The sequence below is a fragment of the Janthinobacterium sp. BJB301 genome (assembly GCF_002735685.1).
GTDB lineage: Bacteria > Pseudomonadota > Gammaproteobacteria > Burkholderiales > Burkholderiaceae_D > Janthinobacterium > Janthinobacterium lividum.
Genome location: NZ_PDZJ01000001.1, coordinates 2,802,789 through 2,825,638, shown reverse-complemented (window position 1 = coordinate 2,825,638; position 22,850 = coordinate 2,802,789). Strand labels below are relative to the sequence as shown.

At 62.6% G+C, this 22,850-nt stretch carries 28 protein-coding genes; 21 read left to right on the top strand and 7 right to left on the bottom strand.

The window, feature by feature from the left end:
* Positions 1-8 precede the first annotated feature (8 nt).
* The 6 genes from tssA to CSQ91_RS12520 all read left to right on the top strand — a co-directional run bounded on the left by tssA (position 9) and on the right by CSQ91_RS12520 (position 6,505).
* The gene (gene tssA, locus CSQ91_RS12545; RefSeq protein ID WP_099388409.1) at positions 9-1,040 is read left to right on the top strand and encodes a type VI secretion system protein TssA; all 1,032 of its coding nucleotides are present in this window, start codon (positions 9-11) and stop codon (positions 1,038-1,040) included.
* 42 nt (positions 1,041-1,082) lie between these two features.
* Entirely contained in the window at positions 1,083-1,874 is a 792-nt protein-coding gene (locus CSQ91_RS12540; protein WP_257217302.1) for a substrate-binding periplasmic protein, read from the top strand.
* A gap of 35 nt (positions 1,875-1,909) precedes the next feature.
* Positions 1,910-2,422 (top strand): lipocalin family protein, encoded by a 513-nt coding sequence (locus CSQ91_RS12535; RefSeq protein WP_099388687.1) that lies wholly within the window; start codon positions 1,910-1,912, stop codon positions 2,420-2,422.
* A gap of 263 nt (positions 2,423-2,685) precedes the next feature.
* Positions 2,686-4,455 carry a methyl-accepting chemotaxis protein gene (locus tag CSQ91_RS12530; protein ID WP_099388407.1) on the top strand — a complete coding sequence of 590 codons (1,770 nt, stop codon included), beginning with the start codon at positions 2,686-2,688 and terminating at the stop codon, positions 4,453-4,455.
* Positions 4,456-4,526: 71 nt separating this feature from the next.
* Complete coding sequence (locus CSQ91_RS12525) at positions 4,527-5,234, top strand: tRNA-uridine aminocarboxypropyltransferase (RefSeq protein WP_099388406.1); 708 nt, start codon at positions 4,527-4,529, stop codon at positions 5,232-5,234.
* Positions 5,235-5,362: 128 nt separating this feature from the next.
* Positions 5,363-6,505 (top strand): PA0069 family radical SAM protein, encoded by a 1,143-nt coding sequence (locus CSQ91_RS12520; protein WP_099388686.1) that lies wholly within the window; start codon positions 5,363-5,365, stop codon positions 6,503-6,505.
* A 185-nt stretch (positions 6,506-6,690) separates the two neighbouring features.
* On the opposite strand, the gene CSQ91_RS12515 is transcribed toward CSQ91_RS12520, so the two are convergent.
* Together CSQ91_RS12515 and CSQ91_RS12510 are read right to left on the bottom strand one after the other, a co-directional pair.
* Entirely contained in the window at positions 6,691-7,326 is a 636-nt protein-coding gene (locus tag CSQ91_RS12515) for a gamma-glutamylcyclotransferase (RefSeq protein WP_373630454.1), read from the bottom strand.
* Between the two features lie 28 nt (positions 7,327-7,354).
* A complete protein-coding gene (locus tag CSQ91_RS12510; protein ID WP_099388405.1) occupies positions 7,355-8,323 on the bottom strand; it encodes a LysR family transcriptional regulator in 969 nt (322 codons plus the stop codon).
* Between the two features lie 126 nt (positions 8,324-8,449).
* On the opposite strand from CSQ91_RS12510, the gene CSQ91_RS12505 reads away from it, so the two are divergent.
* The 15 genes from CSQ91_RS12505 (at position 8,450) to CSQ91_RS12435 (ending at position 20,051) form a co-directional block, all read left to right on the top strand.
* Positions 8,450-8,983, top strand: a complete 534-nt coding sequence (locus tag CSQ91_RS12505; protein ID WP_099388404.1) for a VOC family protein — start codon at positions 8,450-8,452, stop codon at positions 8,981-8,983.
* Positions 8,984-9,043: 60 nt separating this feature from the next.
* Positions 9,044-10,066, top strand: a complete 1,023-nt coding sequence (locus CSQ91_RS12500) for a fumarylacetoacetate hydrolase family protein (RefSeq protein WP_099388403.1) — start codon at positions 9,044-9,046, stop codon at positions 10,064-10,066.
* 14 nt (positions 10,067-10,080) lie between these two features.
* Positions 10,081-10,731, top strand: a complete 651-nt coding sequence (maiA, locus tag CSQ91_RS12495; RefSeq protein ID WP_099388402.1) for a maleylacetoacetate isomerase — start codon at positions 10,081-10,083, stop codon at positions 10,729-10,731.
* 137 nt (positions 10,732-10,868) lie between these two features.
* Positions 10,869-11,648, top strand: a complete 780-nt coding sequence (locus tag CSQ91_RS12490) for a uracil-DNA glycosylase (RefSeq protein ID WP_099388401.1) — start codon at positions 10,869-10,871, stop codon at positions 11,646-11,648.
* A gap of 38 nt (positions 11,649-11,686) precedes the next feature.
* Positions 11,687-12,238 (top strand): NADAR family protein, encoded by a 552-nt coding sequence (locus tag CSQ91_RS12485; protein ID WP_099388400.1) that lies wholly within the window; start codon positions 11,687-11,689, stop codon positions 12,236-12,238.
* A 216-nt stretch (positions 12,239-12,454) separates the two neighbouring features.
* A complete protein-coding gene (gene iscR / locus CSQ91_RS12480) occupies positions 12,455-12,931 on the top strand; it encodes a Fe-S cluster assembly transcriptional regulator IscR (protein WP_034779566.1) in 477 nt (158 codons plus the stop codon).
* A gap of 40 nt (positions 12,932-12,971) precedes the next feature.
* Positions 12,972-14,228, top strand: a complete 1,257-nt coding sequence (locus CSQ91_RS12475; protein WP_034779564.1) for an IscS subfamily cysteine desulfurase — start codon at positions 12,972-12,974, stop codon at positions 14,226-14,228.
* A 55-nt stretch (positions 14,229-14,283) separates the two neighbouring features.
* Positions 14,284-14,673, top strand: coding sequence for a Fe-S cluster assembly scaffold IscU (gene iscU, locus CSQ91_RS12470; RefSeq protein WP_034779562.1), 390 nt, complete (start codon positions 14,284-14,286; stop codon positions 14,671-14,673).
* A 51-nt stretch (positions 14,674-14,724) separates the two neighbouring features.
* A complete protein-coding gene (iscA, locus tag CSQ91_RS12465; protein ID WP_010399774.1) occupies positions 14,725-15,045 on the top strand; it encodes an iron-sulfur cluster assembly protein IscA in 321 nt (106 codons plus the stop codon).
* Between the two features lie 66 nt (positions 15,046-15,111).
* The gene (gene hscB, locus CSQ91_RS12460; RefSeq protein WP_070255677.1) at positions 15,112-15,627 is read left to right on the top strand and encodes a Fe-S protein assembly co-chaperone HscB; all 516 of its coding nucleotides are present in this window, start codon (positions 15,112-15,114) and stop codon (positions 15,625-15,627) included.
* Positions 15,628-15,735: 108 nt separating this feature from the next.
* The gene (gene hscA, locus CSQ91_RS12455; protein WP_099388399.1) at positions 15,736-17,616 is read left to right on the top strand and encodes a Fe-S protein assembly chaperone HscA; all 1,881 of its coding nucleotides are present in this window, start codon (positions 15,736-15,738) and stop codon (positions 17,614-17,616) included.
* A gap of 71 nt (positions 17,617-17,687) precedes the next feature.
* Positions 17,688-18,029, top strand: a complete 342-nt coding sequence (gene fdx, locus CSQ91_RS12450) for an ISC system 2Fe-2S type ferredoxin (RefSeq protein ID WP_034750070.1) — start codon at positions 17,688-17,690, stop codon at positions 18,027-18,029.
* Between the two features lies 1 nt (position 18,030).
* Positions 18,031-18,225: a Fe-S cluster assembly protein IscX gene (gene iscX, locus CSQ91_RS12445; RefSeq protein WP_070255671.1), complete on the top strand. Its 195-nt coding sequence runs from the start codon at positions 18,031-18,033 to the stop codon at positions 18,223-18,225.
* Positions 18,212-19,129, top strand: a complete 918-nt coding sequence (locus tag CSQ91_RS12440; protein ID WP_099388398.1) for a class I SAM-dependent methyltransferase — start codon at positions 18,212-18,214, stop codon at positions 19,127-19,129. Before iscX ends, CSQ91_RS12440 begins: the two co-directional genes overlap by 14 nt.
* A 163-nt stretch (positions 19,130-19,292) precedes the next feature.
* Entirely contained in the window at positions 19,293-20,051 is a 759-nt protein-coding gene (locus CSQ91_RS12435; RefSeq protein ID WP_034779556.1) for an rRNA pseudouridine synthase, read from the top strand.
* Here the strand turns inward: CSQ91_RS12435 and CSQ91_RS12430 are convergent.
* From CSQ91_RS12430 to CSQ91_RS12410, 5 genes are all read right to left on the bottom strand, one after another.
* Positions 20,048-20,476, bottom strand: a complete 429-nt coding sequence (locus CSQ91_RS12430) for a group III truncated hemoglobin (RefSeq protein WP_099388397.1) — start codon at positions 20,474-20,476, stop codon at positions 20,048-20,050. The two genes, CSQ91_RS12435 and CSQ91_RS12430, sit on opposite strands and share 4 nt — an antisense overlap.
* A gap of 63 nt (positions 20,477-20,539) precedes the next feature.
* Positions 20,540-21,076: an RDD family protein gene (locus CSQ91_RS12425; RefSeq protein WP_034779554.1), complete on the bottom strand. Its 537-nt coding sequence runs from the start codon at positions 21,074-21,076 to the stop codon at positions 20,540-20,542.
* Positions 21,066-21,818: a DUF3106 domain-containing protein gene (locus CSQ91_RS12420; protein WP_099388396.1), complete on the bottom strand. Its 753-nt coding sequence runs from the start codon at positions 21,816-21,818 to the stop codon at positions 21,066-21,068. The genes CSQ91_RS12425 and CSQ91_RS12420 overlap by 11 nt, the downstream gene beginning before the upstream one ends.
* A 2-nt stretch (positions 21,819-21,820) precedes the next feature.
* On the bottom strand, positions 21,821-22,225 hold the full coding sequence (locus CSQ91_RS12415; RefSeq protein WP_070282155.1) for a DUF3619 family protein: 405 nt from the start codon (positions 22,223-22,225) through the stop codon (positions 21,821-21,823).
* The gene (locus tag CSQ91_RS12410; RefSeq protein WP_034779551.1) at positions 22,222-22,791 is read right to left on the bottom strand and encodes an RNA polymerase sigma factor; all 570 of its coding nucleotides are present in this window, start codon (positions 22,789-22,791) and stop codon (positions 22,222-22,224) included. The genes CSQ91_RS12415 and CSQ91_RS12410 overlap by 4 nt, the downstream gene beginning before the upstream one ends.
* Positions 22,792-22,850: the final 59 nt, after the last annotated feature.

Genomic DNA, 22,850 nt, shown 5'->3' with positions numbered 1-22,850 from the left:
AGAGCGCCATGTTCAATCTGGAGCAGTTGCTGCACCCCGTCAGCGCCGTCAGTCCATGCGGCGAAGACCTCACCTTCAGCCAGGAGCTCGACGCCATCGCGCGCGCACGCCAGCACGATGATCCCACCCTGGACCAGGGCGAGTGGGTGACTGCGCTGAAGGAAGCCGACTGGCCTTTCGTGGCGACGCGCTGCGAACAGCTGATCGCGACGCGCAGCAAGGATTTGCGCGTGGCCGTGTGGCTGGCCGAGGCGCATGCGAAGACGCGCCACTTCCGTGGCCTGGGCGATGGCTATGCGCTGCTGGCCGGCCTGTGCGAGCGTTACTGGGATGGTCTGTACCCGCTGGCGGAAGAGGGCGACCAGGAACAGCGCATCGGCAATGTCTTCTGGCTGCTGTCACGCACGCCGCAGCTGCTGCGCGAGATCCCGCTGACCGAAGGCGCAGATGGCCTGTTTTCATTGCAGGATTTCGATGCGGCGCGCCAGCGCGCGGCCGCCAGCCTGGCGCAGGGCGCAGCGGATCAGGGCTGGGGCGATACGCGGCACGACGAAGGGGCGACCCTGGCGCAGATGGAGGCGGCGCGGCAAAGAAATACGCGCGCCTTTTCCGACGGCTTGCTGGCCGATGCGCAGTACTGCATGCAGTCGCTGCTGGCGTTCGAGCGCAGCGTCGATGCGCGTTTCGGCGCTGATGGCCCGAGTTTTCGCGCCGCGCGCGAAGCGCTGGAAAACGTCATTCACTTCATCGCGCCGCTGTCTCCAGGTGCAGATCTTGCCGGCGCGCCGCCCTCCGCTGGCCAAGGCGCTGGCGGCAGCGGGGGGGCCATCGTGCAGCGCCAGCAAGCGCTGGCCCAGCTGCGTCAGGTCGCCGATTTCTTCCGCCGCACGGAGCCGCACAGCCCCGTCGCCTACCTGGCCGAGAAGGCCGCCAGCTGGGGCGAGCTTCCGCTGCACCTGTGGCTGCGCGCCGTCGTGAAGGACTCCGCCACCCTGGCGCAGCTCGACGACATGCTGGGCACGAACAGCGCAAACGGATGATGGCGTTTGCCCCTTCCATGCTACTCTTCGGGCATGTTCAGAATGCTCTTTTTTCCTGCCGCGCTATGCCTGTTCATCGCTGCCAGCGCGCGGGCCGGAGCTGCGGTGCCCCTGGTGATTTATGGCGACGATGATTATCCTCCGTACTCCTATGTTGAACATGGCCAGATGAAAGGCATCTACACGGAGATCGTGCGCGAAGCCGTGCAATCGATGCCGCAGTATGCGGTGCAGCTGCGCCCCGTGCCCTGGAAACGGGGCGTGCTGATGCTGCAGACGGGCGAGGCGTTTGCCCTGTATCCACCGTATTCGTGGCGCAGCGAGCGGCCGTATGTGCGCTATTCCGTGCCGCTGCTGATGGAGCAGCTGGTGGTGCTGTGCAACCAGGACGTGCTGGCCAAACGTACGCTGCGGCAGTGGCCCGCCGATTACGGCGGCCTGCACATCGGCGTGAACGCGGGTTTTTTGCTGGGCGATGCGAAGCTGACGGCTGCCGTGCAAGCGGCCAACATCGTGTTCGATACGGCCAAGGGCACGCGCACGAATCTGCTCAAGCTGATGCGCGGGCGCATCGATTGCTATGTCAGCGACCGCCTGTCGGCGCAGTGGGAATTGCAGCGCATCCGGCGCGAGGGTCCGCCGGGCACGCCGATGCAGGCGATACACGAAACCGCACAGCTGGCCAGCCAGCAGGGCCACCTGGGTTTTACGGAACGCCGGCCTGCCGCCTACCCGTATCGCGATGATTTTATCGAACAATTCAATGCCGCCATCGTGCGCATGCAGAACAATGGCGCGATCCGCCGCATCGTCGACCACGCATTGCAACCCTGACGTTGCAACCTTGATTTCACCCGATGGAGAAGACCATGAAAAAATTGCTGTTCCTGTGTGTGCTCGTGCTGGCCGGCTGTGTGGGCCGGCCCGAGAATATTCATCCCGTCAATAACTTCGACACGGCCCGCTATCTGGGCAAATGGTATGAGATCGCGCGCCTCGATCATTCCTTCGAGCGGGGCCTGAGCCAGGTGACGGCCGACTACAGCCTGCGCCAGGATGGCGGCCTGAAAGTGCTCAACCGCGGCTACAAGGATGCGGACGCTGTCTGGAAGGACGCGGAAGGCAAGGCGTATTTCGTCGACAAGAAAGACGTGGGCTACCTGAAGGTGTCGTTTTTTGGTCCCTTCTATGGTTCCTACATCGTCTTCGACCTCGACCAGCAAAATTACAGCTATTCCATGATCAGCGGCCCCGACAAGTCTTACTTCTGGTTGCTGTCGCGCACGCCAACCATGGACCCGCCCTTGCAGCAGCGCCTGGTAGAGAAAGCCGCTGGCCTGGGTTTCGATACGTCAAAATTGATCTATGTAAAGCAAAACTGACCTTGCTTGCCTGCCGCCCGTTCGTGGCGGCATACCGCCTTCTGGCTGTTGCTTTTCTGCATGTTATTTCTTGCAATACCACTCTGATTCACTCACAATCTGCTCCAAAGTAGTGCGCTGCGGCGCGCTGCCATTCCGGTGGCGAGTGTCCGTTGCGCCACCGCTCGTGATTGCCGCACGGCAGATGCCTGCTATATGATACGTAGCAGTAGGTCGGTTTCGTGGCGTCTGTGCATCGTTTTTCTTCAGATAGGAATCACGCAATGAAAAACCTCAAAATCGGCGTACGTCTCGGTGGCGGTTTTGCCGCCGTCCTGCTCCTGTTGACCAGCCTGACCGTGGTGGGCATCGTGCAGATGCAAAGCGCCAGCAAGGAAACCGATGCGCTCGTCAACGTCAAGGTGCGCAACGAGCGCCTGATCGGTGAATGGACCAAGGTCATCGAGGTCAATGCGGCGCGCACGGCGGCCGCCTGGAAAGTCAGCGATCCCGAACACCAGAAGCAGTTTGAACAGGAAATGGCGGTCTCGTCTGCACGCGCCACGGAAATCCAGAACGATATCGGCAAGAGCGAACTGAGCGCGGACGAGCAGGCGCTGTACCAGGAAGTACTGAGCACGCGCAAGGCCTACACGGAAGTGCGCAAGAATGTGTTCAAGGCCAAGAATGCGGGCGACCTGGAACTGGGCAAGCGCCTGTACGAAGGCGACATGGCCGTCAAGCGCGACGTCTACCTGGCGTCGCTGAAGAAGCTGGAATTGCTGGAAGCCAAACTGCTCGATGAAACGGCCGCGCAAATCCGTTCGCGCTACGAGAATGGCCGCATGCTGCTGATCTCGCTGGGCGTGGTGGCCATCTTGCTGGGCATCGCCTGCGCCTACTGGATCACGCGCTCGATCACGCGCCCCATCACGCGTGCCGTCGAAGTGGCGGAAGCCGTTTCCGCCGGCGACCTGACCAGCCATATTGTCGTGGAAAGCCGCGATGAGACAGGGCAATTGATGCATGCGCTGAAAAACATGAACGATAAACTGGTCAGTATCGTGGGCCAGGTGCGCGCGGGCACGGAATCCATCAGCACGGCGTCGAGCGAAATTGCCGCCGGCAACCTGGACTTGTCGTCACGCACGGAAGAGCAGGCCAGTTCGCTGGAAGAGACGGCGTCTTCCATGGAAGAGCTGACGTCCACCGTGAAACTCAATGCGGACAATGCGCGCAGCGCCAACCAGCTGGCCATCGACGCGTCGCAGATCGCCAGCAAGGGCGGCGTGGTGGTGTCGGAAGTGGTCAGCACCATGGGCTCGATCAACGATTCCTCGCGCAAGATTGTCGACATCATCAGCGTCATCGACGCCATCGCCTTCCAGACGAATATCCTGGCCCTGAATGCGGCCGTGGAAGCGGCCAGGGCCGGCGAGCAGGGCCGTGGGTTTGCTGTCGTGGCGTCCGAAGTGCGCAACCTGGCGCAGCGTTCCAGCGCGGCGGCCAAGGAAATCAAGGGCTTGATCGACGATTCCGTGCAAAAGGTCGAGGCCGGTTCGCAACTGGTGGACAAGGCGGGCCGTACCATGGACGAGATCGTGCAAAGCATCAGCCATGTGACGCAGATCATGAACCAGATCACCGACGCCAGTGATGAGCAGCGCGCCGGCATCGAACAAGTCAACCAGGCCATCGGCCAGATGGACCAGGTGACGCAGCAAAACGCGGCCTTGGTGGAAGAAGCGGCCGCGGCGGCCGAATCCATGCAGGAACAGGCGGCCAAGCTGGCTGACGTGGTGGGCCTGTTCAAGCTCGATGCAACGCAGCACTATGTTTCGGCCAGTGCTGGTCCGTCCGTGACAGCGTCTGCGCCAGCAAAATCTGCCATGCGACCCGTCATGCGGCCCGCCATCCAGCCTGCCAGGCACCGTGCGCCGGCGCCAACCGTAGCCGCGCCCGCGCCGGGCAAGTCGGCGCAAGCGGAAGCTGCGCGCGCACGCGTGTCGAAGGCGCCGGTGGCGTCGGGCGCCGACGAATGGGAAGAGTTTTAAGCGCAGATTCCCCTTGGCATGGCGTGGGCGCTACAATCGCGGCTTGAAGACAGCCGCGAACGCGCTCCGCCATGACTACCCGCCGTACCTCCAGCCCGATTTCCAGCGCTATCTCCAGCCCTGCCGCTGCCTCGTCCTCCCTGGCGGAACCGGCCAAACGGGCGCGCTGCCCAGCCTGCCTGCGCGCCGCATCCAGCTGCATCTGCCGCTGGATCGCCCCCGTTTCCCACGCGGTGGACGTGCTGATCCTGCAGCATCCGCTGGAAATCCACAATGCCAAGGGCAGCGCCCGCTTGCTGCACCTGAGCTTGCCCAACAGCCGCATGTTGACGGGCGAGCAGTTTGCTCCCGATACGCTCGCTGAATTGCTGGACGGCAAGCACAACGTGCTGCTGTATCCGGAGACGCCCGGCGACCGCTCGCTGGGCATCGCGCCGCCGCCAGCGCTCGACCCTGCCATCTTGCTTGATCCGGCCCGATTCTCGGCCCGGTTGCGGCTGGTGGTGCTGGACGCTACTTGGCGCAAGAGCCGCAAGATGCTGTATCTGAATCCCCTGTTGCAACAGCTGCCGCGCCTGCCCCTGCGCGATACGCCCGCATCCCATTACCTGATCCGCAAGGCGCACGCGCCAGACCAGCTATCGACCCTGGAGGCGACGTGTTATGCCCTCATGCAGTTGGAGCAGGACGCGGAGCGCTTCGTTCCCCTGATCGCGGCATTTGACGGTTTTGTCGCGCAGCAGTTGAGTTATGTCATGCCGCATGGCGAAAAAGCGTGAAACAGCATTACGCCAGCCCTTGATCTTGTCCGCACAGCGGCATAGTATACTGTACGTATATACAGTTGATGGGGCCGTTCATGAAAGCAATCATTCCAGAGCACGATGACAGCTTCGCCGGGCAAGCCATGTTGCCGCCGCAATCGCTGAAAGCCCGGAAGGGGCGCGGGGCAGTCTCGAACCTGCAAGGGCGCTACGAGGTGCACGCGCGCGCCGGTTTCGATGACGGCTGGAGCGTGGGCGGCCTGGATGAGGAGGCTGGAGAGGCGGCGGCGCCGGGCTGGAAGACGCAGGTCAGCGACGAGCAGGCGCGCACCATCCTCACGCGCAATGCTTCGCCCGATTTGCCGTTCAATGTCTCGCTGAATCCATACCGGGGCTGCGAACATGGCTGCATCTATTGCTTTGCCCGCCCCACGCACAGTTATCTGGGGCTATCGCCGGGCCTGGACTTCGAAAGCCGCATCTACGCCAAGGTGAACGCCCCCGAACTCTTGCGGCGCGAACTGGCCAAGCCATCCTATGTGACCGAACCGATCGCCGTGGGCGTCAACACGGATGCGTATCAGCCGTGCGAACGCGAACGGCAGCTGACGCGGCGCGTGCTGGAAGTGCTGCACGAATGCGACCACCCCGTGGCGCTGATCACGAAATCGTCGCTGATCGAGCGTGATATCGACATTCTGGCTCCCATGGCGGCCCGGCGCCTGGCCGCCGTGGCCGTCACTGTCACCACGCTCGACCCGGCCATCGCGCGCACCTTGGAGCCGCGCGCGGCCGCCCCGGCGCGGCGCTTGCGCACGATCCGCACCCTGACGGAGGCGGGCATCCCCGTGGGCGTGAGCATTGCGCCCATCATCCCGTTCGTGACGGAACCGGAAATCGAGCAGTTGCTCGAAGCCGTGCGCGACGCGGGCGCCATCCACGCCCATTATGTGGTGCTGCGTCTGCCGTGGGAAGTGAGCCCCCTGTTCCAGCAATGGCTGGAAGCACACTTCCCCGAACGGGCCCAGCGCGTGATGAACCGGGTGCGCGAAATGCGTGGCGGCAAGGATTACGACAGCGCGTTCGGCGCGCGCATGCGGGGGGAAGGCGTATGGGCCGACCTCATCCGCCAACGCTTTGAAAAAGCCGTGCACCGGCTGGGCTTGCATGGCAAGGGCGGCCGCTTCAAGCAGCTCGATTGCACGCAGTTCCGCCGCCCGCTGGTGGTGCCGCCGCTGGGCGCGAAAGTAAAAAATGGCAATGCGGGGCAGCTGGATTTGTTTTAAGTTAAGTCATTGTCACGGCCGAGAATGCTGGGGCGCGCTCACAAGCTGAAAGGCGGGCGACGCTGACCTGCGGCCGGGGGAAGGTCGCCGGGAGTGGCGCGCCATCGTCCGGGAACCCGGAGACAGGGTCTTGCCCGGGCACCGCAGGGTGCCGCGGTGCTGCCGTGCGGTGCTATGTTGGGGCGCTATCCTGCCGCGTTATCCTGTGTCTGTGTCTGTGTCTGTGTCTGCATCTGTGCCAGATGTTGCTCGATGGCAAAGACATGGGGGTCGCTCTTGCCCAGTTCGCGCAGGGCGCTGGCCAGGTGCAGCAGGTATTCGCTGTTCGGGCCGCTGGGGCCGTTTGAACGGGCGATCTGGCGCGCGATGTCCAGTTCCGGAGCGGCACCGAGGAAGGCGGCGTTTTCCTCGTTGGCGATGTACACCAGGCCTTCAACCTTGCTGCCATCGTCGAAGATGATGTCGGTGGCTAAACGCAGGTAGCCGTTCTTTTCGCGGTGGTCGAGGTGGGCGAAGACTTCGGGCGTGATCAGGTAAGCCATGCCGTCGCACACGGCGCCTGCCTGCGGCACGATGGTGGCGACCCGGCCTGGCGCCATCGGCGTGCCCCGGTGGTCGTGCGAACCTTGCCAGAAGCGCCGCGTCCAGCCGGCGATGCTGGCCGGGCGGCGCTCGATGTAGGGGAAATCGGCCTTGTAGATCAGCGAGCCATAGCCGAACAGCCAGACCTGTGCGTGGCCGTCGAATTTGTTCATGCGCTGGTTGATGGCGATGGTGGCGGCGTCGATGGACGACAGCTCGTTCAGGGCAGCTTGGGTCATGGTGCGGGCGGTATGGAGTGATGTGCCATTATAAAGGGGCGGCGGCCGAACCGTCCGCAGGCAAGGCCACACGTGCTGCGCCGCCGTTCGCCCCCACGTTCCATTCGTGCGTCTCGACGAACTGGAACAGGAAGGCCATGAAGCTTTCGGCCGCCGGCGACAGCGACCGTCCCGTCTTCGTGTAGACGAAGAAGCGCCGCGTCAGTTCCGGCTCGTGCAGGGCGCGCATGTGCAAATTATATAGTTTGACCATCGGTTCCGCGTACGGCAGGCAGACCGTGATGCCGAGGTTGGCGCTGACCATGGCCAGCGCCGTCGTCATGAAGGTCACTTCGTTATAGGGATTGAGCGACAGCTCGCGAAACGCGCCGTGCATGTCGCGCAGCAGGCGTTCCGTAAATTGTCCCTGCAGCGAAATGAACGGGTAGTCGCCCACGTCGGCCCAGGTGACCCTTTCCTTTTGCCGCAGCGGGTGCTGTTCGGGAAAGACCAGCACGAAGGGCATTTCGAACAGCACTTGCGCGGCGATTTCCGCCGTCGGATCGCGCTCGGGGCCGATGCCGAAATCGACTTCGCCGCTGAAGACGCGCGCCGAGACATTCTCCACGGGGCAGTCGACCAGGCGCAGCTGCACGTCCGGGTGCGCCTGTCGGTAGGCGGCGATCACTTCCGGCAGTAGGGTGCACGCCATCATCTGCGGCGCGGCAATGCGCACCAGGCCTGTCTTCAGGGCCTTGCGCTGGGCGATGCCAGCCATGGCGCCATCGAGGTCTTCGATCATCTTTTCAAACAGCGGATACAGTTCGCGGCCGATTTCGGACAGCTGCGTCTTGCGCGTGCTGCGCTCGACCACGCGCACGCCCAGCACGCTTTCCAGTTCCTTGATCAAGCCGCTCAAGGCGGACTGCGTCACGTGCAGGTATTCGGCGGCCAGGGTAAAACTGCCGGTCTTGGCCAGTGCCACGAAGGCGCGCATCTGCCGCAGGCTGGGACTCATAAGATAATCCGATAAATCAATGGTTAAAAATTGTTTGTATGATAGCTGGAACTCGATTCTAATGGTGAAAAGCTGAAAAACAGGCCAGCCATTGCGCCCAGGGCGCCATCCATTGGAGACAAGCACATGAAGATCAAGCAAATCCACCACGTCGCCTACCGCTGCATCGACGCGAAGAAGACCGTCGAGTGGTACGTCAAGCATTTGAACATGAATTTCGTCCTCGCCATCGCCGAAGACCTGGTGCCGTCGACCAAGGCGCCGGACCCGTACATGCACGTCTTCCTCGACGCGGGCCAGGGCAATGTGCTGGCCTTCTTCGAGCTGCCGACGCAGCCGCCGATGGACCGCGACCGCAATACCCCGGCCTGGGTGCAGCATCTGGCGCTGGAAGTGGGCAGCATGGAAGAGCTGCTGGCCGCCAAGGAGCGCCTGGTAGCCGGCGGCATCGAGGTGCTCGGTCCCGTCAACCACGCCATCTTCCAGTCGATCTATTTCTTCGACCCCAACGGCCACCGCCTGGAACTGGCGGCCAACGTGGGCACGCCCGAGATGATGGCCAAACTGGACGCCGTCAAATGGGAAATGCTGGAAGAATGGTCGCAGACGCGCCGCGCGCCAAAACACGCCGCCTGGATGCACGCGCCGGCGCAAGCCTGAGCGCAGTAGCTTGAATACGGCAGACCGACACTCTCTGACATACATCGAACAAGGAACACCATGAAACTCGCAACCCTGAAAAACGGCAGCCGCGACGGCGCCCTGATCCTCGTCAGCCGCGACTTGCGCCAGTACCAGCGAGTGGCCGCCATCGCGCCCACCCTGCAGGCGGCGCTCGACAACTGGGACGCCGTCGCGCCCAAGCTCGAACTTGCCTACGCGGACCTGAATGCAGGCAAGGCGCCGGACGCCCAGCCCTTTGACGCGGCGCTGTGCCACTCGCCGCTGCCGCGCGCCTACCAGTGGGCCGACGGTTCCGCCTATATCAACCACGTGGAGCTGGTGCGCAAGGCGCGCAACGCGGAGGTGCCGGCTTCGTTCTACACGGACCCGCTGATGTACCAGGGCGGCTCCGACAGCTTTATCGGTCCGCGCGACCCGATCTTCGCGCTGTCCGAAGAGTGGGGCATCGACCTGGAAGCGGAAGTGGCGGTGATTACGGGCGACGTGGCCATGGGCGCCGGCGTGGACGACGCGGCGAAGGCGATCCGCCTGGTGATGCTGGTCAACGACGTCTCGCTGCGCAACCTGATTCCGGGCGAACTGGCCAAGGGTTTCGGTTTCTTCCAGTCGAAGGCGGCCAGCGCGTTTTCGCCCGTCGCCGTCACGCCCGATGAACTGGGTGCCGACTGGGCGGACAGCAAGCTGCACCTGCCGTTGCTGGTTGACCTGAACGACAAACCGTTCGGCAAGCCGAATGCGGGCGAAGACATGACATTCAACTTTGCCCAACTGGTGGCGCATGCGGCGAAGACGCGCGAACTGGGCGCCGGCAGCATCATCGGTTCCGGCACCGTGTCGAACAAGCAGGGCAACCTGTTTGGCTCCAGCATCGGGAACGGCGGCGTGGGCTATTGCTGCCTGGCCGAAGTGCGCATGTATGAAACCATCGAACACGGCGCGCCGAAGACGGCGTACCTGAAGTTCGGCGACACGGTGCGCATCGAGATGCGCGACGCGGCCGGTGCCAGCATCTTCGGCAGCATCGAGCAGACCGTGGCCCCGTACGCCGGCCGCGCCTGAGGGGAGGGCGCCCCATGAAGCTGTACACCTATTTCCGCAGTTCGGCCGCCTATCGGGTGCGCATCGCCCTCAATTTGAAGGGCATCGCCTACGACACCATCCCCGTGCATCTGCTGCAGGACGGCGGCCAGCAACTGCTGCCCGCCTACCGCGCCGTCAACCCGTCGGCGCTGGTGCCGGCCCTCGACGACGACGGCGCCATCCTGACGCAGTCGCTGGCGATGCTGGAATATCTGGACGAGACGCGGCCAGCCGTGCCGCTGCTGCCGGCCGACGCGTTGGGACGCGCCAGGGTGCGCGCGCTGGCGCTGGCCATCGCCTGCGATGCCCATCCGCTGACGAACCTGCGCGTTTTGAAATACCTGAAAAATACCCTGGGGCTGTCGGACGAGGCCAAGCAGGAGTGGTACCGCCACTGGATGGCCGAGGGTCTGGCGGCCGTGGAAGCGCTGCTGGCGCAGGGCGACCCGGCCGGCACGGGCCTGTTCTGCCATGGCGGCAGCCCGACGATGGCCGACTGCTGCCTGGTGCCGCAGGTATTCAATGCACAGCGTTTCGCCATCGACCTGGCGCCGTACCCGCGCGTGGCGCGCATTCACGCGCATTGCACCGGCTTGCCTGCGTTTGCCGCCGCGCATCCGTCGCAGCAGCCTGACGCAGAATAAGTTTGATCCGCGTCAAGCCGCGAACCGCCCCGGCCAGCATGCAGGCCGGGGCTTTTTTATGGGTGCTTGATTTTGGGCAGTCAGTACCAGCTTGCCGGTAGGCTACAATTTGCGTTTGCCCAAATACTTCACGCCCCATGACCGCAACAATCGTTCCTGCCAGCATCACCGATGCCCTGTCCCTGGCGCACGCTTCCTGGCGTCCCATCCTGCTGCGCGGCTTGCAGGCCGTGATGGCGGCCGACCCCGCCTACCTGCCGGCGCTGGCCGCCGACGACTACCTGCCTACGCAGGGCCGGCTGTTTGCCGCCTTTGCCTTGCCGCTGGCACAGGTGCGCTACGTGCTGGTGGGCGAGGGGCCGTATCCGCGCGCCGACAGCGCCACGGGCGTGTGCTTCATGGATGGTGCCGTCGGCAGCCTGTGGTCGGCGACGGGCCTGTCGAAGCCCGTCAACCGCGCCACGTCCCTGCGCAACTTCATGAAGATGCTGCTGGTGGCCGATGGCCAGTTGCAGGGTGGCGACACGTCCGGCGTGGCCATGGCGCCCGTGGCGGCCGCCGCGCAGTTGCCGGGCAGCGGCGTGATCCAGACCCTGCCCGACTTGCAGCGCAAGATGACGGAGCAGGGCTTCTTGCTGCTCAACGCGGCGCTGGTGTTCCGTTCCCACGTGCCGCCCGTGCAGGATGCGCGCGGCTGGCTGCCCTTCCTGCAGGTGGTGCTGGAAGCGCTGGCGCAGCAGGGCGGGGCGGCCATGCCGCAACTGGTGCTGTGGGGCAAGATCGCCGAGCTCATCAAACGCCTGCCGGTGGCCGCATCCTTGCCGCAGGTGACGGCGGAACATCCGTATAATCTGTCCTTTATCGGCAATCGTGACATGCAGGCCTTGTTTGGCCCGATGCAACTATTGCGTGCTTGAGCTTGAATCATCGCCTGTCTGGCGGAAGTGCGGGGAATATGCAAATCAGTAACGTGGAAGAATTGAAGGCGTGGATCGCGGCGGGCGGCGTGCCCGACTATCTGTATTTCTGGGGCCACACGCCGGCGCAGCCGCAGTTGGCCGACAAAAGCTGCTTCAGCCAGTGGTTTCCGTCACCGTTCAGCCTGGCCGGCGTGACGTATGCGACGGCCGAGCACTACATGATGGCGCAAAAGGCGGCCCTGTTTGGCGACACGGCCGTCCAGGCGCGCATCGTGGCGGCCGAGCGGCCGTCGGAAGTGAAAAAGCTGGGACGCGAAGTGGCGAATTTTGATGCCAAAGTATGGGAAGCGGCACGTGCCGGCATCGTTTTCGATGGCAATTTTGCCAAGTTCTCGCAAAAGGCCGCGCTGCGCAAGTTTCTGCTGGGCACGGGCGAACGCGTCATCGTCGAAGCCAGTCCCGTCGACCGCATCTGGGGCGTGGGCCTGGCGTCGGACAATCCGCGCATCCTGGATCCCGCCAGCTGGGACGGCTTGAACTTGCTGGGGTTTGAACTGATGAAAGTGCGGACCGCTTTACGGGGCTGAGAACTGACGCCAAGCACGTCCGCGATTTCCCGACTGTTGTTTTCCTGAAGCCGCCGCGCCCGGCGCGGCCGGCCATGCCCCTTCCAGCCCTGTGGTCATCGAGGGGCGCTCTGACAAACCCCGCCGAATTTGTTATACTTGACTAAATCATTCAACTACTCGGGGTTTGAGGAGTTGAAAAACCGCAATATTTTAAACCAGTTGACCAGAGGATGTATGCGTCTGACTACAAAAGGCCGTTTTGCCGTGACAGCGATGATCGATCTTGCCCTGCGCCAGGGCAAGGGACCGGTCACCTTGTCCGGCATCAGCCAGCGGCAGTCGATTTCCCTGTCCTACCTGGAACAGCTGTTCGGCAAGCTGCGCCGGCATGAGATCGTCGAGTCGATCCGCGGTCCCGGCGGCGGCTACAGCCTGGCGCGCCGTGCAGACAAGGTGACGGTGGCCGACATCATCATCGCCGTCGACGAACCGCTGGACGCCACGCAGTGCGGCGGCAAGGAACATTGCCACGGCGCCGACGCGGCCACGGGTGCGCGCTGCATGACGCATGAATTGTGGTCCACACTCAACGAAAAAATGGTCGATTATCTGGATTCTGTGTCCTTGCAGGACCTGGTCGACCAGCAGAGACAAAAGATTGCCGAACAAAGCGTGATGGTGATGCACCGTAACCACGCCGCCCTCGGTTGATAATGACAAAAATACCAGTTGCTGATTGCAGGAGTTATTGATGAACGCCCCAGAAAAAAACGTAGGCCAAGTGCACTTTGAAACCGCACCGCATTTCCCGATCTACATGGATTACTCGGCCACCACGCCGATCGATCCACGCGTCGCCGACAAGATGATTCCGTACCTGCGCGAGCAGTTCGGCAATCCGGCATCGCGCAGCCACATGTATGGCTGGACGGCGGAAAAAGCCGTGGAAGAGGCACGCGGCTACGTGGCGGCCCTGGTGAACGCCGATCCGCGCGAAATCATCTGGACCTCCGGCGCGACGGAAAGCAACAACCTGGCCATCAAGGGCGCGGCACAGTTCTACAAGACCAAGGGCAAGCACATCATCACCGTCAAGACCGAGCACAAATCGGTGCTGGACACGGTGCGCGAACTGGAACGCATCGGCTTTGAAGCGACCTACCTGGAACCGCAGGACAACGGCCTGATCACCGTCGAGCAGCTGGCCGCGGCCGTGCGCCCGGACACCATCCTCGTGTCGGTCATGCTGGTGAATAACGAAATCGGCGTGATCCAGCCGATCGACGAAATCGGCGTGTTCTGTCGCTCGAAAGGCATCATCTTCCATTGCGACGCCGCGCAAGCGACGGGCAAGGTCGTCATCGACCTGCAAAAGACCAAGGTCGACCTGATGACCTTCACGGCACATAAAACCTACGGCCCGAAAGGCGTGGGCGCCCTGTACGTCTGCCGCAAGCCGCGCGTGCGCCTGGAAGCGCAGATGCACGGTGGCGGCCATGAGCGCGGCCTGCGTTCGGGCACCCTGCCTACGCACCAGATCGTCGGCATGGGCGAAGCGTTCCGCATCGCCAAGGAAGAAATGGACAGCGAAATCGGCCGCATCAAGGCCTTGCGCGACCGCTTGGCCAAGGGCTTGCAAGAGATCGAAGAAGTCTACATCAATGGCGACATGGATCACCGCGTGCCGCACAACCTGAACGTGAGCTTCAACTACGTTGAAGGCGAGTCGCTGATCATGGCGATCAAGGATATTGCCGTGTCGTCCGGTTCGGCCTGCACCTCGGCCAGCCTGGAACCATCGTACGTGCTGCGCGCACTGGGCCGCAGCGACGAACTGGCGCACAGCTCGATCCGCTTCACCATCGGCCGCTTCTCGACCGAGGAAGACATCGACTTCGCCGTGAACCTGCTGAAATCGAAAGTACACAAGCTGCGCGACCTGTCGCCGCTGTGGGACATGTTCAAGGATGGCATCGACATCAATTCCATCCAATGGGCAGCCCACTAACCAACACCGTGGCCCCTGTTGACGGGGCCGGCAAGAATATTAAAGGAGCATCAAAATGGCTTACTCGGACAAAGTACTCGATCACTACGAAAACCCGCGCAACGTGGGCGCTTTCGACAAGGGTGATGAAACCATCGGCACCGGCATGGTAGGCGCGCCTGCCTGCGGCGACGTGATGAAACTGCAGATCAAGGTCGGCGCCGATGGCCTGATCGAAGATGCGAAATTCAAGACCTACGGCTGCGGTTCGGCCATCGCGTCGAGCTCGCTGGTGACCGAATGGGTCAAGGGCAAGACCCTGGACCAGGCACTGGCCATCAAGAACACGCAGATCGCCGAAGAACTGGCCCTGCCGCCAGTGAAGATCCACTGCTCCATCCTGGCGGAAGACGCCATCAAGGCGGCAGTGCTGGATTACCAGACCCGTCACCCGGCAGCAGCTTAAACGTTGGTAGCCCGCCCCAGCCGCAAGGCCGGGGCAGTTACGGAGAAATACATGATCACACTGACCGAAAAAGCGGCGAAACACATCAACCGTTATATCGAACGGCGCGGCAAGGGCATGGGCCTGCGCTTTGGCGTGCGGACCACGGGCTGCTCGGGCCTGGCTTACAAGCTTGAGTATGTCGATGAAGTGGCGGCCGAAGACAGCGTTTTTGAGTCGCACGGCGTGAAAGTCTTCGTCGACCCGAAAAGCCTGCCTTACATCGACGGCACGGAGCTCGATTTCGCGCGCGAAGGCTTGAACGAAGGCTTCAAGTTCCACAATCCGAACGAAAAAGACGCCTGCGGCTGCGGCGAGTCCTTCAGGATTTAAACAGCTGGCAAGACCCCGGTCGGTGCGCTGTACCCATCGATTGCGGTACAGCGACCACTGACCATTATGCAAAACCACTTCGAATTATTCCAGTTGCCGGCGCAGTTCTCGCTCGACATGAGCGCGCTCGACTCTGCCTACCGCGACGTGCAGGGCAAGGTCCACCCGGACCGTTTCATCAACGCCAGCAGCGCTGAAAAGCGCGTGGCGATGCAATGGGCCACGCGCGCCAATGAAGCCTATCAAACCCTGAAAAGTCCGCAAAAGCGCGCGCAATACCTGTGCGAACTCAATGGCGTCGACCTGCAGACGGAGTCGAACACGGCCATGCCCGTCAGCTTCCTGATGCAGCAGATGGAATGGCGCGAAGAACTGGGCGACGCCCGCGCCGGCAAGGATGCCGATGCGCTCGACGCCCTGGACCGCCAGCTGCGCGGCGAACGCAAGGCCTTGCTGGCCCAGGTGGCGGCCCAGCTGGACGCGGCCGACTACGCGAATGCCGCGCAAAGCGTGCGCGCCCTGATGTTCCTCGACAAATTCGGCGAGGAAGTGCGTTTTGCCTATGAGGCCATCGAGGCTTGACCAGGCGATCGCTTGACCGGCGTGCCAAGCGCCAGTCTGGCCCGCGACTTATAATGCGCGTCAGGCATCAACTGCATCACGCAAAAAATTAATCGAGGCACGAATACAATGGCACTTCTGCAAATTTCCGAACCAGGCATGTCGACCGCGCCGCACCAGCACCGCCTGGCCGTCGGCATCGACCTTGGCACCACCAATTCCCTGGTCGCCACCGTCCGCAACAGCATTCCCGAGGTGCTCAACGACGAAGACGGGCGCTCCTTGCTGCCCTCCGTCGTGCGCTACCTGCCGAACGGCCACGCGAACATCGGCTACAAGGCCCTGGCCGCGCAAACCACCGACCCGAAGAACACCATCGTTTCCGTGAAACGCTTCATGGGCCGCGGCCTGGCAGACATCGCCTACGCGGAAAACCTGCCCTATGACTTCCAGGATACGCCTGGCATGGTGCAGCTGAAAACCGTGGCCGGCGTGAAAAGTCCCGTCGAAGTGTCGGCGCAAATCCTCGCCACCCTGCGCCAGCGCGCGGAAGATTCCCTCGGCGACGACCTGGTGGGCGCCGTGATTACTGTACCAGCGTATTTCGACGATGCACAGCGGCAAGCCACGAAAGATGCGGCGCAATTGGCCGGCATCAATGTCTTGCGCCTGCTGAGCGAGCCGACGGCCGCCGCCATCGCGTATGGCCTCGACAACGCTTCCGAAGGCGTGTACGCCGTGTATGACCTCGGCGGCGGTACCTTTGACATCTCGATCCTGAAACTGAGCAAGGGCGTCTTCGAAGTGCTGTCCACGGGCGGCGACTCGGCCCTGGGCGGCGACGATTTCGACCGCCGCCTGTTCTGCTGGATCAGCGAGCACGCCAAGCTGGCGCCGCTGTCGGACGAAGACACGGCCATCCTGATGGTCAAGGCGCGCGAGATCAAGGAATTGCTGTCGACCAAGTCGGAAACGACGATCGACGCCAAGCTGAACTCGGATGAAGAGATCCACCTGCGCATCACGGCCGAAGAATTCGCCGCCATGACTTCGCACCTGGTCGTGAAAACCATGAACGCCATCAAGAAAGCCTTGCGCGACGCGAACGTGGATGCGGACGACGTCGACGGCGTGGTGATGGTGGGCGGCGCCACGCGCATGCCGCACGTGCAGCGCGCCGTGAGCGAATTCTTCCACACGACGCCGCACGCGAATATCGATCCGGACAAAGTGGTGGCGCTGGGCGCCGCCATCCAGGCGAACTTGCTAGCAGGCAATCGCGCCGCCGGCGACGACTGGCTGCTGCTGGATGTGATCCCGCTGTCGCTGGGCATCGAAACGATGGGCGGGCTGGTGGAAAAAATCATCCCGCGCAATTCGACCATCCCGTGCGCCAGAGCCCAGGAATTCACGACATTCAAGGATGGCCAGACGGCGCTGGCCGTGCACGTGCTACAGGGCGAGCGCGAACTGGTGAGCGATTGCCGTTCGCTGGCGCGCTTCGAGCTGCGCGGCATTCCGCCGATGGTGGCGGGCGCCGCGCGCATCCGCATCACCTATCAGGTCGATGCGGATGGCTTGCTGTCCGTCTCGGCGCGCGAATTGCGCTCGGGCGTGGAAGCGTCGATCAGCGTCAAGCCGGCGTATGGCTTGGGCGACGATGACATCGCCCGCATGCTGCAGGATTCGTACACGTCGGCCGACGTCGACATGGTGGCGCGCGCCTTGCGCGAAGAGCAGGTGGAAGCGGAACGCATCCTGCTTGCCACGCAGTCGGCGCTCGATGAAGACGGCGGCTTGCTCGATGACGCCGAACGCGTCACCGTGGATGGCTTGATGAACAAGGTGCGCGACGCCATTGCGCAATCGCAAAGCGGCGCCATCGACCACCAGGCCCTGAAGCTGGCGATCGAGGCGCTGGCCGACGGCACCGAGGATTTCGCCTCGCGCCGCATGGACCGCAGCGTGCGCACGGCACTGACCGGCAAATCGCTGGATCAAGTTGTTTAAAGATAATTGACATGCGCGCCGCAGGCATTCGCCGCGGCCGCGCCCCGAATGACAGACTGAAAGAAGACACCATGCCACAAATCGTTATCCTGCCGCACGCCAAGCTTTGCCCGGACGGCGCCGTCATCGAAGCACCTGCCGGCAAGTCCATCTGCGACATCCTGCTGGAAAACGACATCGACATCGAGCACGCCTGCGAAAAATCGTGCGCCTGCACCACCTGCCACGTGCTGGTACGCGAGGGCATCGAATCGCTGAATGAAGCGACGGAACTGGAAGAGGACATGCTGGACAAGGCCTGGGGCCTGGAAGCCGTGTCGCGCCTGTCGTGCCAGTCCATCGTGGCCGAGGCCGACCTCGTCGTCGAAATCCCGAAATACACGATCAACCAGGTCAGCGAAGGCAGCCACTAACATGAAATGGTCCGACATTCACGTGATCGCCGAGGCTTTGTTCGACGCGCATCCGGACATCGATCCCCTGACCGTGCGTTTCACCGACCTGCACAACTGGGTGGTGGAGCTGGACGGCTTCGACGATGACCACACGCGCGGCGGCGAAAAAGTGCTCGAAGCGATACAGATGGCGTGGATCGATGAAGCGCGCTAAGGCCGCGGCAACCGCCGCCACCGTAGCCGCCGCGCCGAAAGACGTCATCACCGCCGCCAGCAACATGCCCGAAATCAAGGATGGCCAGTCGGTCGCCTTGCTGCAGGAATTGCACATCCTGACGCGCGACGGCAAGATGAACCAGGACAGCCGCCGCAAGCTCAAGCAGGTGTACCACCTGACGCAATTCATCGAGCCGCTGCTGCGCGAAGTGCAGCTGGACCATCCTGGCGTCTCGCTGGTCGACCACGGCGCCGGCAAGTCCTACCTGGGCTTCATCCTGTACGACCTGTTCTTCAAGAACGGCAACGACGGTTCGCACATCTACGGCATCGAGACGCGCGAAGAACTGGTGCAGCGTTCGCAGGAGCTGGCGAAGAAATTCAAGTTCCCCGGCATGTCGTTCTTGCCGCTGTCCGTGGCCGAATCGACGGAATCGACCTTGCTGCCGCAGCAGATCGACATCGTCACGGCCTTGCACGCATGCAACACTGCTACCGATGACGCCATCCACTTCGCCTTGAAGAAGAAGGCAAAATTCATGGTGCTGGTGCCATGTTGCCAGGCGGAAGTCGCTTCCGTGTTGAAGAAGAACAAGGGCAAGAGCCTGGGCAAGAATGTCTTGACGGAACTGTGGCGTCACCCGCTGCATACGCGCGAATTCGGCAGCCAGATCACCAACGTGCTGCGCTGCCTGCAGCTGGAAGCCCATGGCTACCAGGTCAGCGTGACGGAACTGGTGGGCTGGGAGCATTCGATGAAGAATGAGCTGATCATCGCCAGTTACAAGAACTTGCCGCGCCAGCGGCCGACGGAACGCTTGCAGGAAGTGCTGCAAACGCTGGGCCTGGAAGAGATGGGGCACCGTTTCTTTGCCGAGGAATTGGCCAAGGCCACGGCCTGATTGTTGGATTACGCGGCAAGCCGCTAATCCAAGCTACCTGATGCGCCACGTAGGTCGGATTCGCGCAGCGTAATCCGACAACCACCTGCGCAATCAACAAGAGGGGAGGAGCGGGTCGGTTACAATACCGGCTTTCTCCTCCTCTTGCTTTTTGCGCCTCCCCATGACCACACCTATTGAAATGCCCACCGTCCGCCTGGCCAAGCGCCTGTCTGAAGACGTGCCCTGTTCGCGCCGCGAGGCCGAGCTGTATATCGAGGGCGGCTGGGTAACGGTCGATGGCGTGCTGGTGGAAGAGTCGGGCGCGCGCGTGGCCGACAATCAAACGGTGGTGCTGCTGCCGAATGCGACCCTGGAAGAAATGCCGCCCGTGACGATCTTGCTGCACAAGCCGGCCGGCATCAATGGCGGCGTGGGCGCGGAAGGCAAGCCAGCCTTGAGCTGTTTGCGCCCCGAAGAAATTTTCACACCGGAAAATGTGGCGCCCAGTTCCGTCACGCGCTTCCTCAAGCGCCACCTGATCGGCCTGACCATCACCAATCCGCTCGAGACCATGGCTTCCGGCTTGCTGGTGTTTACGCAGGATTTCCGCGTCGCCCGCAAGCTGGTCGACGAAGCGAAAACGGTGGAACAGGAATTCATCGTGGAAGTGTCGGGCGCCATCGCCGAGAATGGCCTGGCGCTGCTCAATCACGGCTTGCCGTTCAATGGCAAGCCTTTGCCACCGATCAAGGTCAGCTGGCAAAATGAAACGCGCTTGCGTTTCGCCCTGAAAAACGTGCAGCCGGGCCAGATCGCCCACATGTGCAAGATGGTGGGACTGGACGTGGTCGCCATGAAACGGCTGCGCATCGGCCGCATTTCGATGGGCGCCATGCCGTCAGGTCAGTGGCGCTACCTGCAGGGTTACGAGAGGTTCTAAAGCTGCGGCGCCGTGATGGCGTGGTTTTCCGCAAAGCTTTTCCATAGCCGTTCGGCAATATTCAAGGCGATGGTATCGGCCTTCTCTTGCAGGGCCGCATTGCCCATGCTCTCGGTCGTGGCGAAGAACAGGGTCAGCCAGCGGCGGAACATGCAGGGCGTCAAATTTTCCATTTGCGCGTGCTGGGCCAGCGGCTTGCCGTGGTAGCGCATGGTGCCGCGCAGCAAACCTGACCAGAAATCGATTAATGTTGCCAGATGGGCATCCCAATCCTTGACCTCGGCGGCAAAGATGGGACCCAGCATGGCGTCGTCGCGCGCGGCCGCATAAAAGGTGTGGACGAGATGCTTGACTTCGTCTTCGCTGCAGACTTCGTCGCGGTAGGGGGCGAAGCGTGTGTGGGGGAGGGGGGCGGTATTATTCATGGCATGCCATGATCGCAGAGCCCCCGTGGCGCTTCAATGACCCAGGTCAAGCCACGCAAAAACTCAGGCGGCGACTTTCTTCGACTTCTTTGCGGGGGCCGGCAATTGGACAATCTGCGTGCCCACCAGCTTGTCGTGCAGGAATTGCCCATTGCCCGTGAACAGGGCCGTGCTTGACCAGGCCAGGATGCCGATGCCGATGGCACCCAAGGCAGTCCAGTGCTGCAGGTCGAAGGCATACGCCGCCACGAGCGCTGGCAGCAGCCACATCCATGACAGGACGTAACGGTACGCGGCCACGCGCAGCGGCACGTGGGCATGGCCCGGCAGTACCAGTTGCAAACGCCACGTCTTCATGGCCAGGGTTTGCCCTTCGCGGCTCCATTGATGGATGAAATACGCCCCCATGACGAGGAAGGCCAGGCATTGGCGCATGTGTTCCGTCAACGGCGTATGCGCGCCTTGCACGGCCAGTTCAAACAGCAGGAAGGGCAGGAACAGCACGGCCAGGGCCAGCAGCGACTCGTACACCATGGAAATCAGGCGACGCTTGATCGTGGGATGGGAAGTGATGCTGGCGGCAGGCGTGCTATTTGACATTGGTTGGCAGTGGGGCAGGCGTGGTAGGTGGCGTGACAGGCACGGCGGCAGGATCGCTTGCCGGCACTGCCGGCGCTGCGGGAGCGGGCGGCAGGACGGGCGCGGCGGCGGCAGGCGCTGCCGGCGTGGCGGGCGCCATGAGCACGGGCGGCTTGCTCGTGTTGGAATTGATTGCGGGCACTTTGCCCAGCGGTTTTTTCGGCACGAGTTCCGTCGCCAGCTTTTTCTTTTGATCTTCCGGCAATTGCTGGTACTGCTCCCATTGCGCGGTTTTTTGACCCGGATCAATCTTCTTCGTGCGCGTATAGTTTTCGCGCACGAGGCGGCGCTGTTCCGGCGTCAGCTTGACCCATTCGCGCATGCGCTCATGCACGCGGGTTTGCTCGTCCGGCGTCATGGAGGCAAAACGGCTGGCGATATCGAGCCATTTCTGCTTGCGCAAGGCTTCCAGCTTGTTCCATTCGCCCGCCAGCGGCTGCAGGGCTTCCTGCTGCGCGCGCGACAGCTTGTTCCACGATGGATTCTCGCCGGCCTTCGGCGTGCCGCCTTTGCCTGCCGTGCGGGGGGAGCCGGGCTTGGCGGCCGGGGCCGGGGGCGGCGCCACCACGGGAGCGGCCGCCACGGGAGGGGCGACGGGAGCGGCATGTTGCTGCGCGCCTACCCAGGCGGCGCCAGCGAGGGCGCAGGCACCCAAGCCGATGCCGCCAGCCAGCCAGCCTTTGCGTACGCTCGAGCGTGCCATGTTTATTGCTCGCGTTTCGTCAGGTAGGCGTTGAAGCCATGGTCCATGTAGGCGGAGAGCGGCAGTTCGTCCGACAGCACGGCGGCGTCGATTTCTGCCAGTTCGGCAATATGTTGTTCCTGCTCAAACTGATAGATGCCCACCATGCCGCCGACCAGCAGCAGCAGGGGGATGATGACGCTCATGCGGCCCAGCCACGACAGCGGTTCGACAAACAGGCTGCTGGCCGCGCCGGCGAACACATTCTGGCGCACGGTGACGGCGGCGGGCGCGTCCGCCTTCTTGCGCGACAGGGCCAGTTTGCGTGCCGCTGCCAGGCGATCGGTGGCCGATGCGGGCAGGTCGTCGAGTTTTTCGTTCAGTGCATGGCGCACTTTGTAAGCGAAATTGAGATCGTCGGTGTTCATAATTTAATTCCCTTGGCTTTCAGCGATTCGGCGAGCGTGTGGGTAGCTCTAGAGCAATGTGTTTTCACGCTACCTTCGGAGCAACCCATCGCTTCCGCTGTTTCAGCCACATCCATGTCCTGCCAATAACGCATGAGGAAGGCTTCGCGTTGACGTGAGGGCAGTTTTTGTACCTCTGCATCAATCAAATCAAGGATTTGCGCGCGTTCGACCTGGTCGGCCGAGGATTCGGCGGCGCTGGAGCCCTGTTCCGATTCATAAGTATCAAGTATATCAAAATCCTCATGCTCGTCGCCCGAGGGCTTCATGCCGGAGAAGAGGCTGACCCAGGTGTTGCGCACTTTTTCGCGACGGAAATAGTCGAGTATGGTGTTTTGCAAGATGCGCTGGAACAACATCGGCAGCTCGGCGGCCGGCTTGTCGCCGTACTTTTCGGCCAGCTTGATCATGGCGTCCTGCACGATGTCGAGTGCCGATTCTTCCTTGCGGACCGCGTAGGCGGCCTGCTTGAAAGCGCGCCGCTCGACATTTTCTAGAAAGTCGGATAATTCTTTGTCTGTTGCCATGCGGTATGGGGCGAGCTAACGGCTGCGTGTGCTGTGGGCGGAGAGGAGGCGGGACTGCT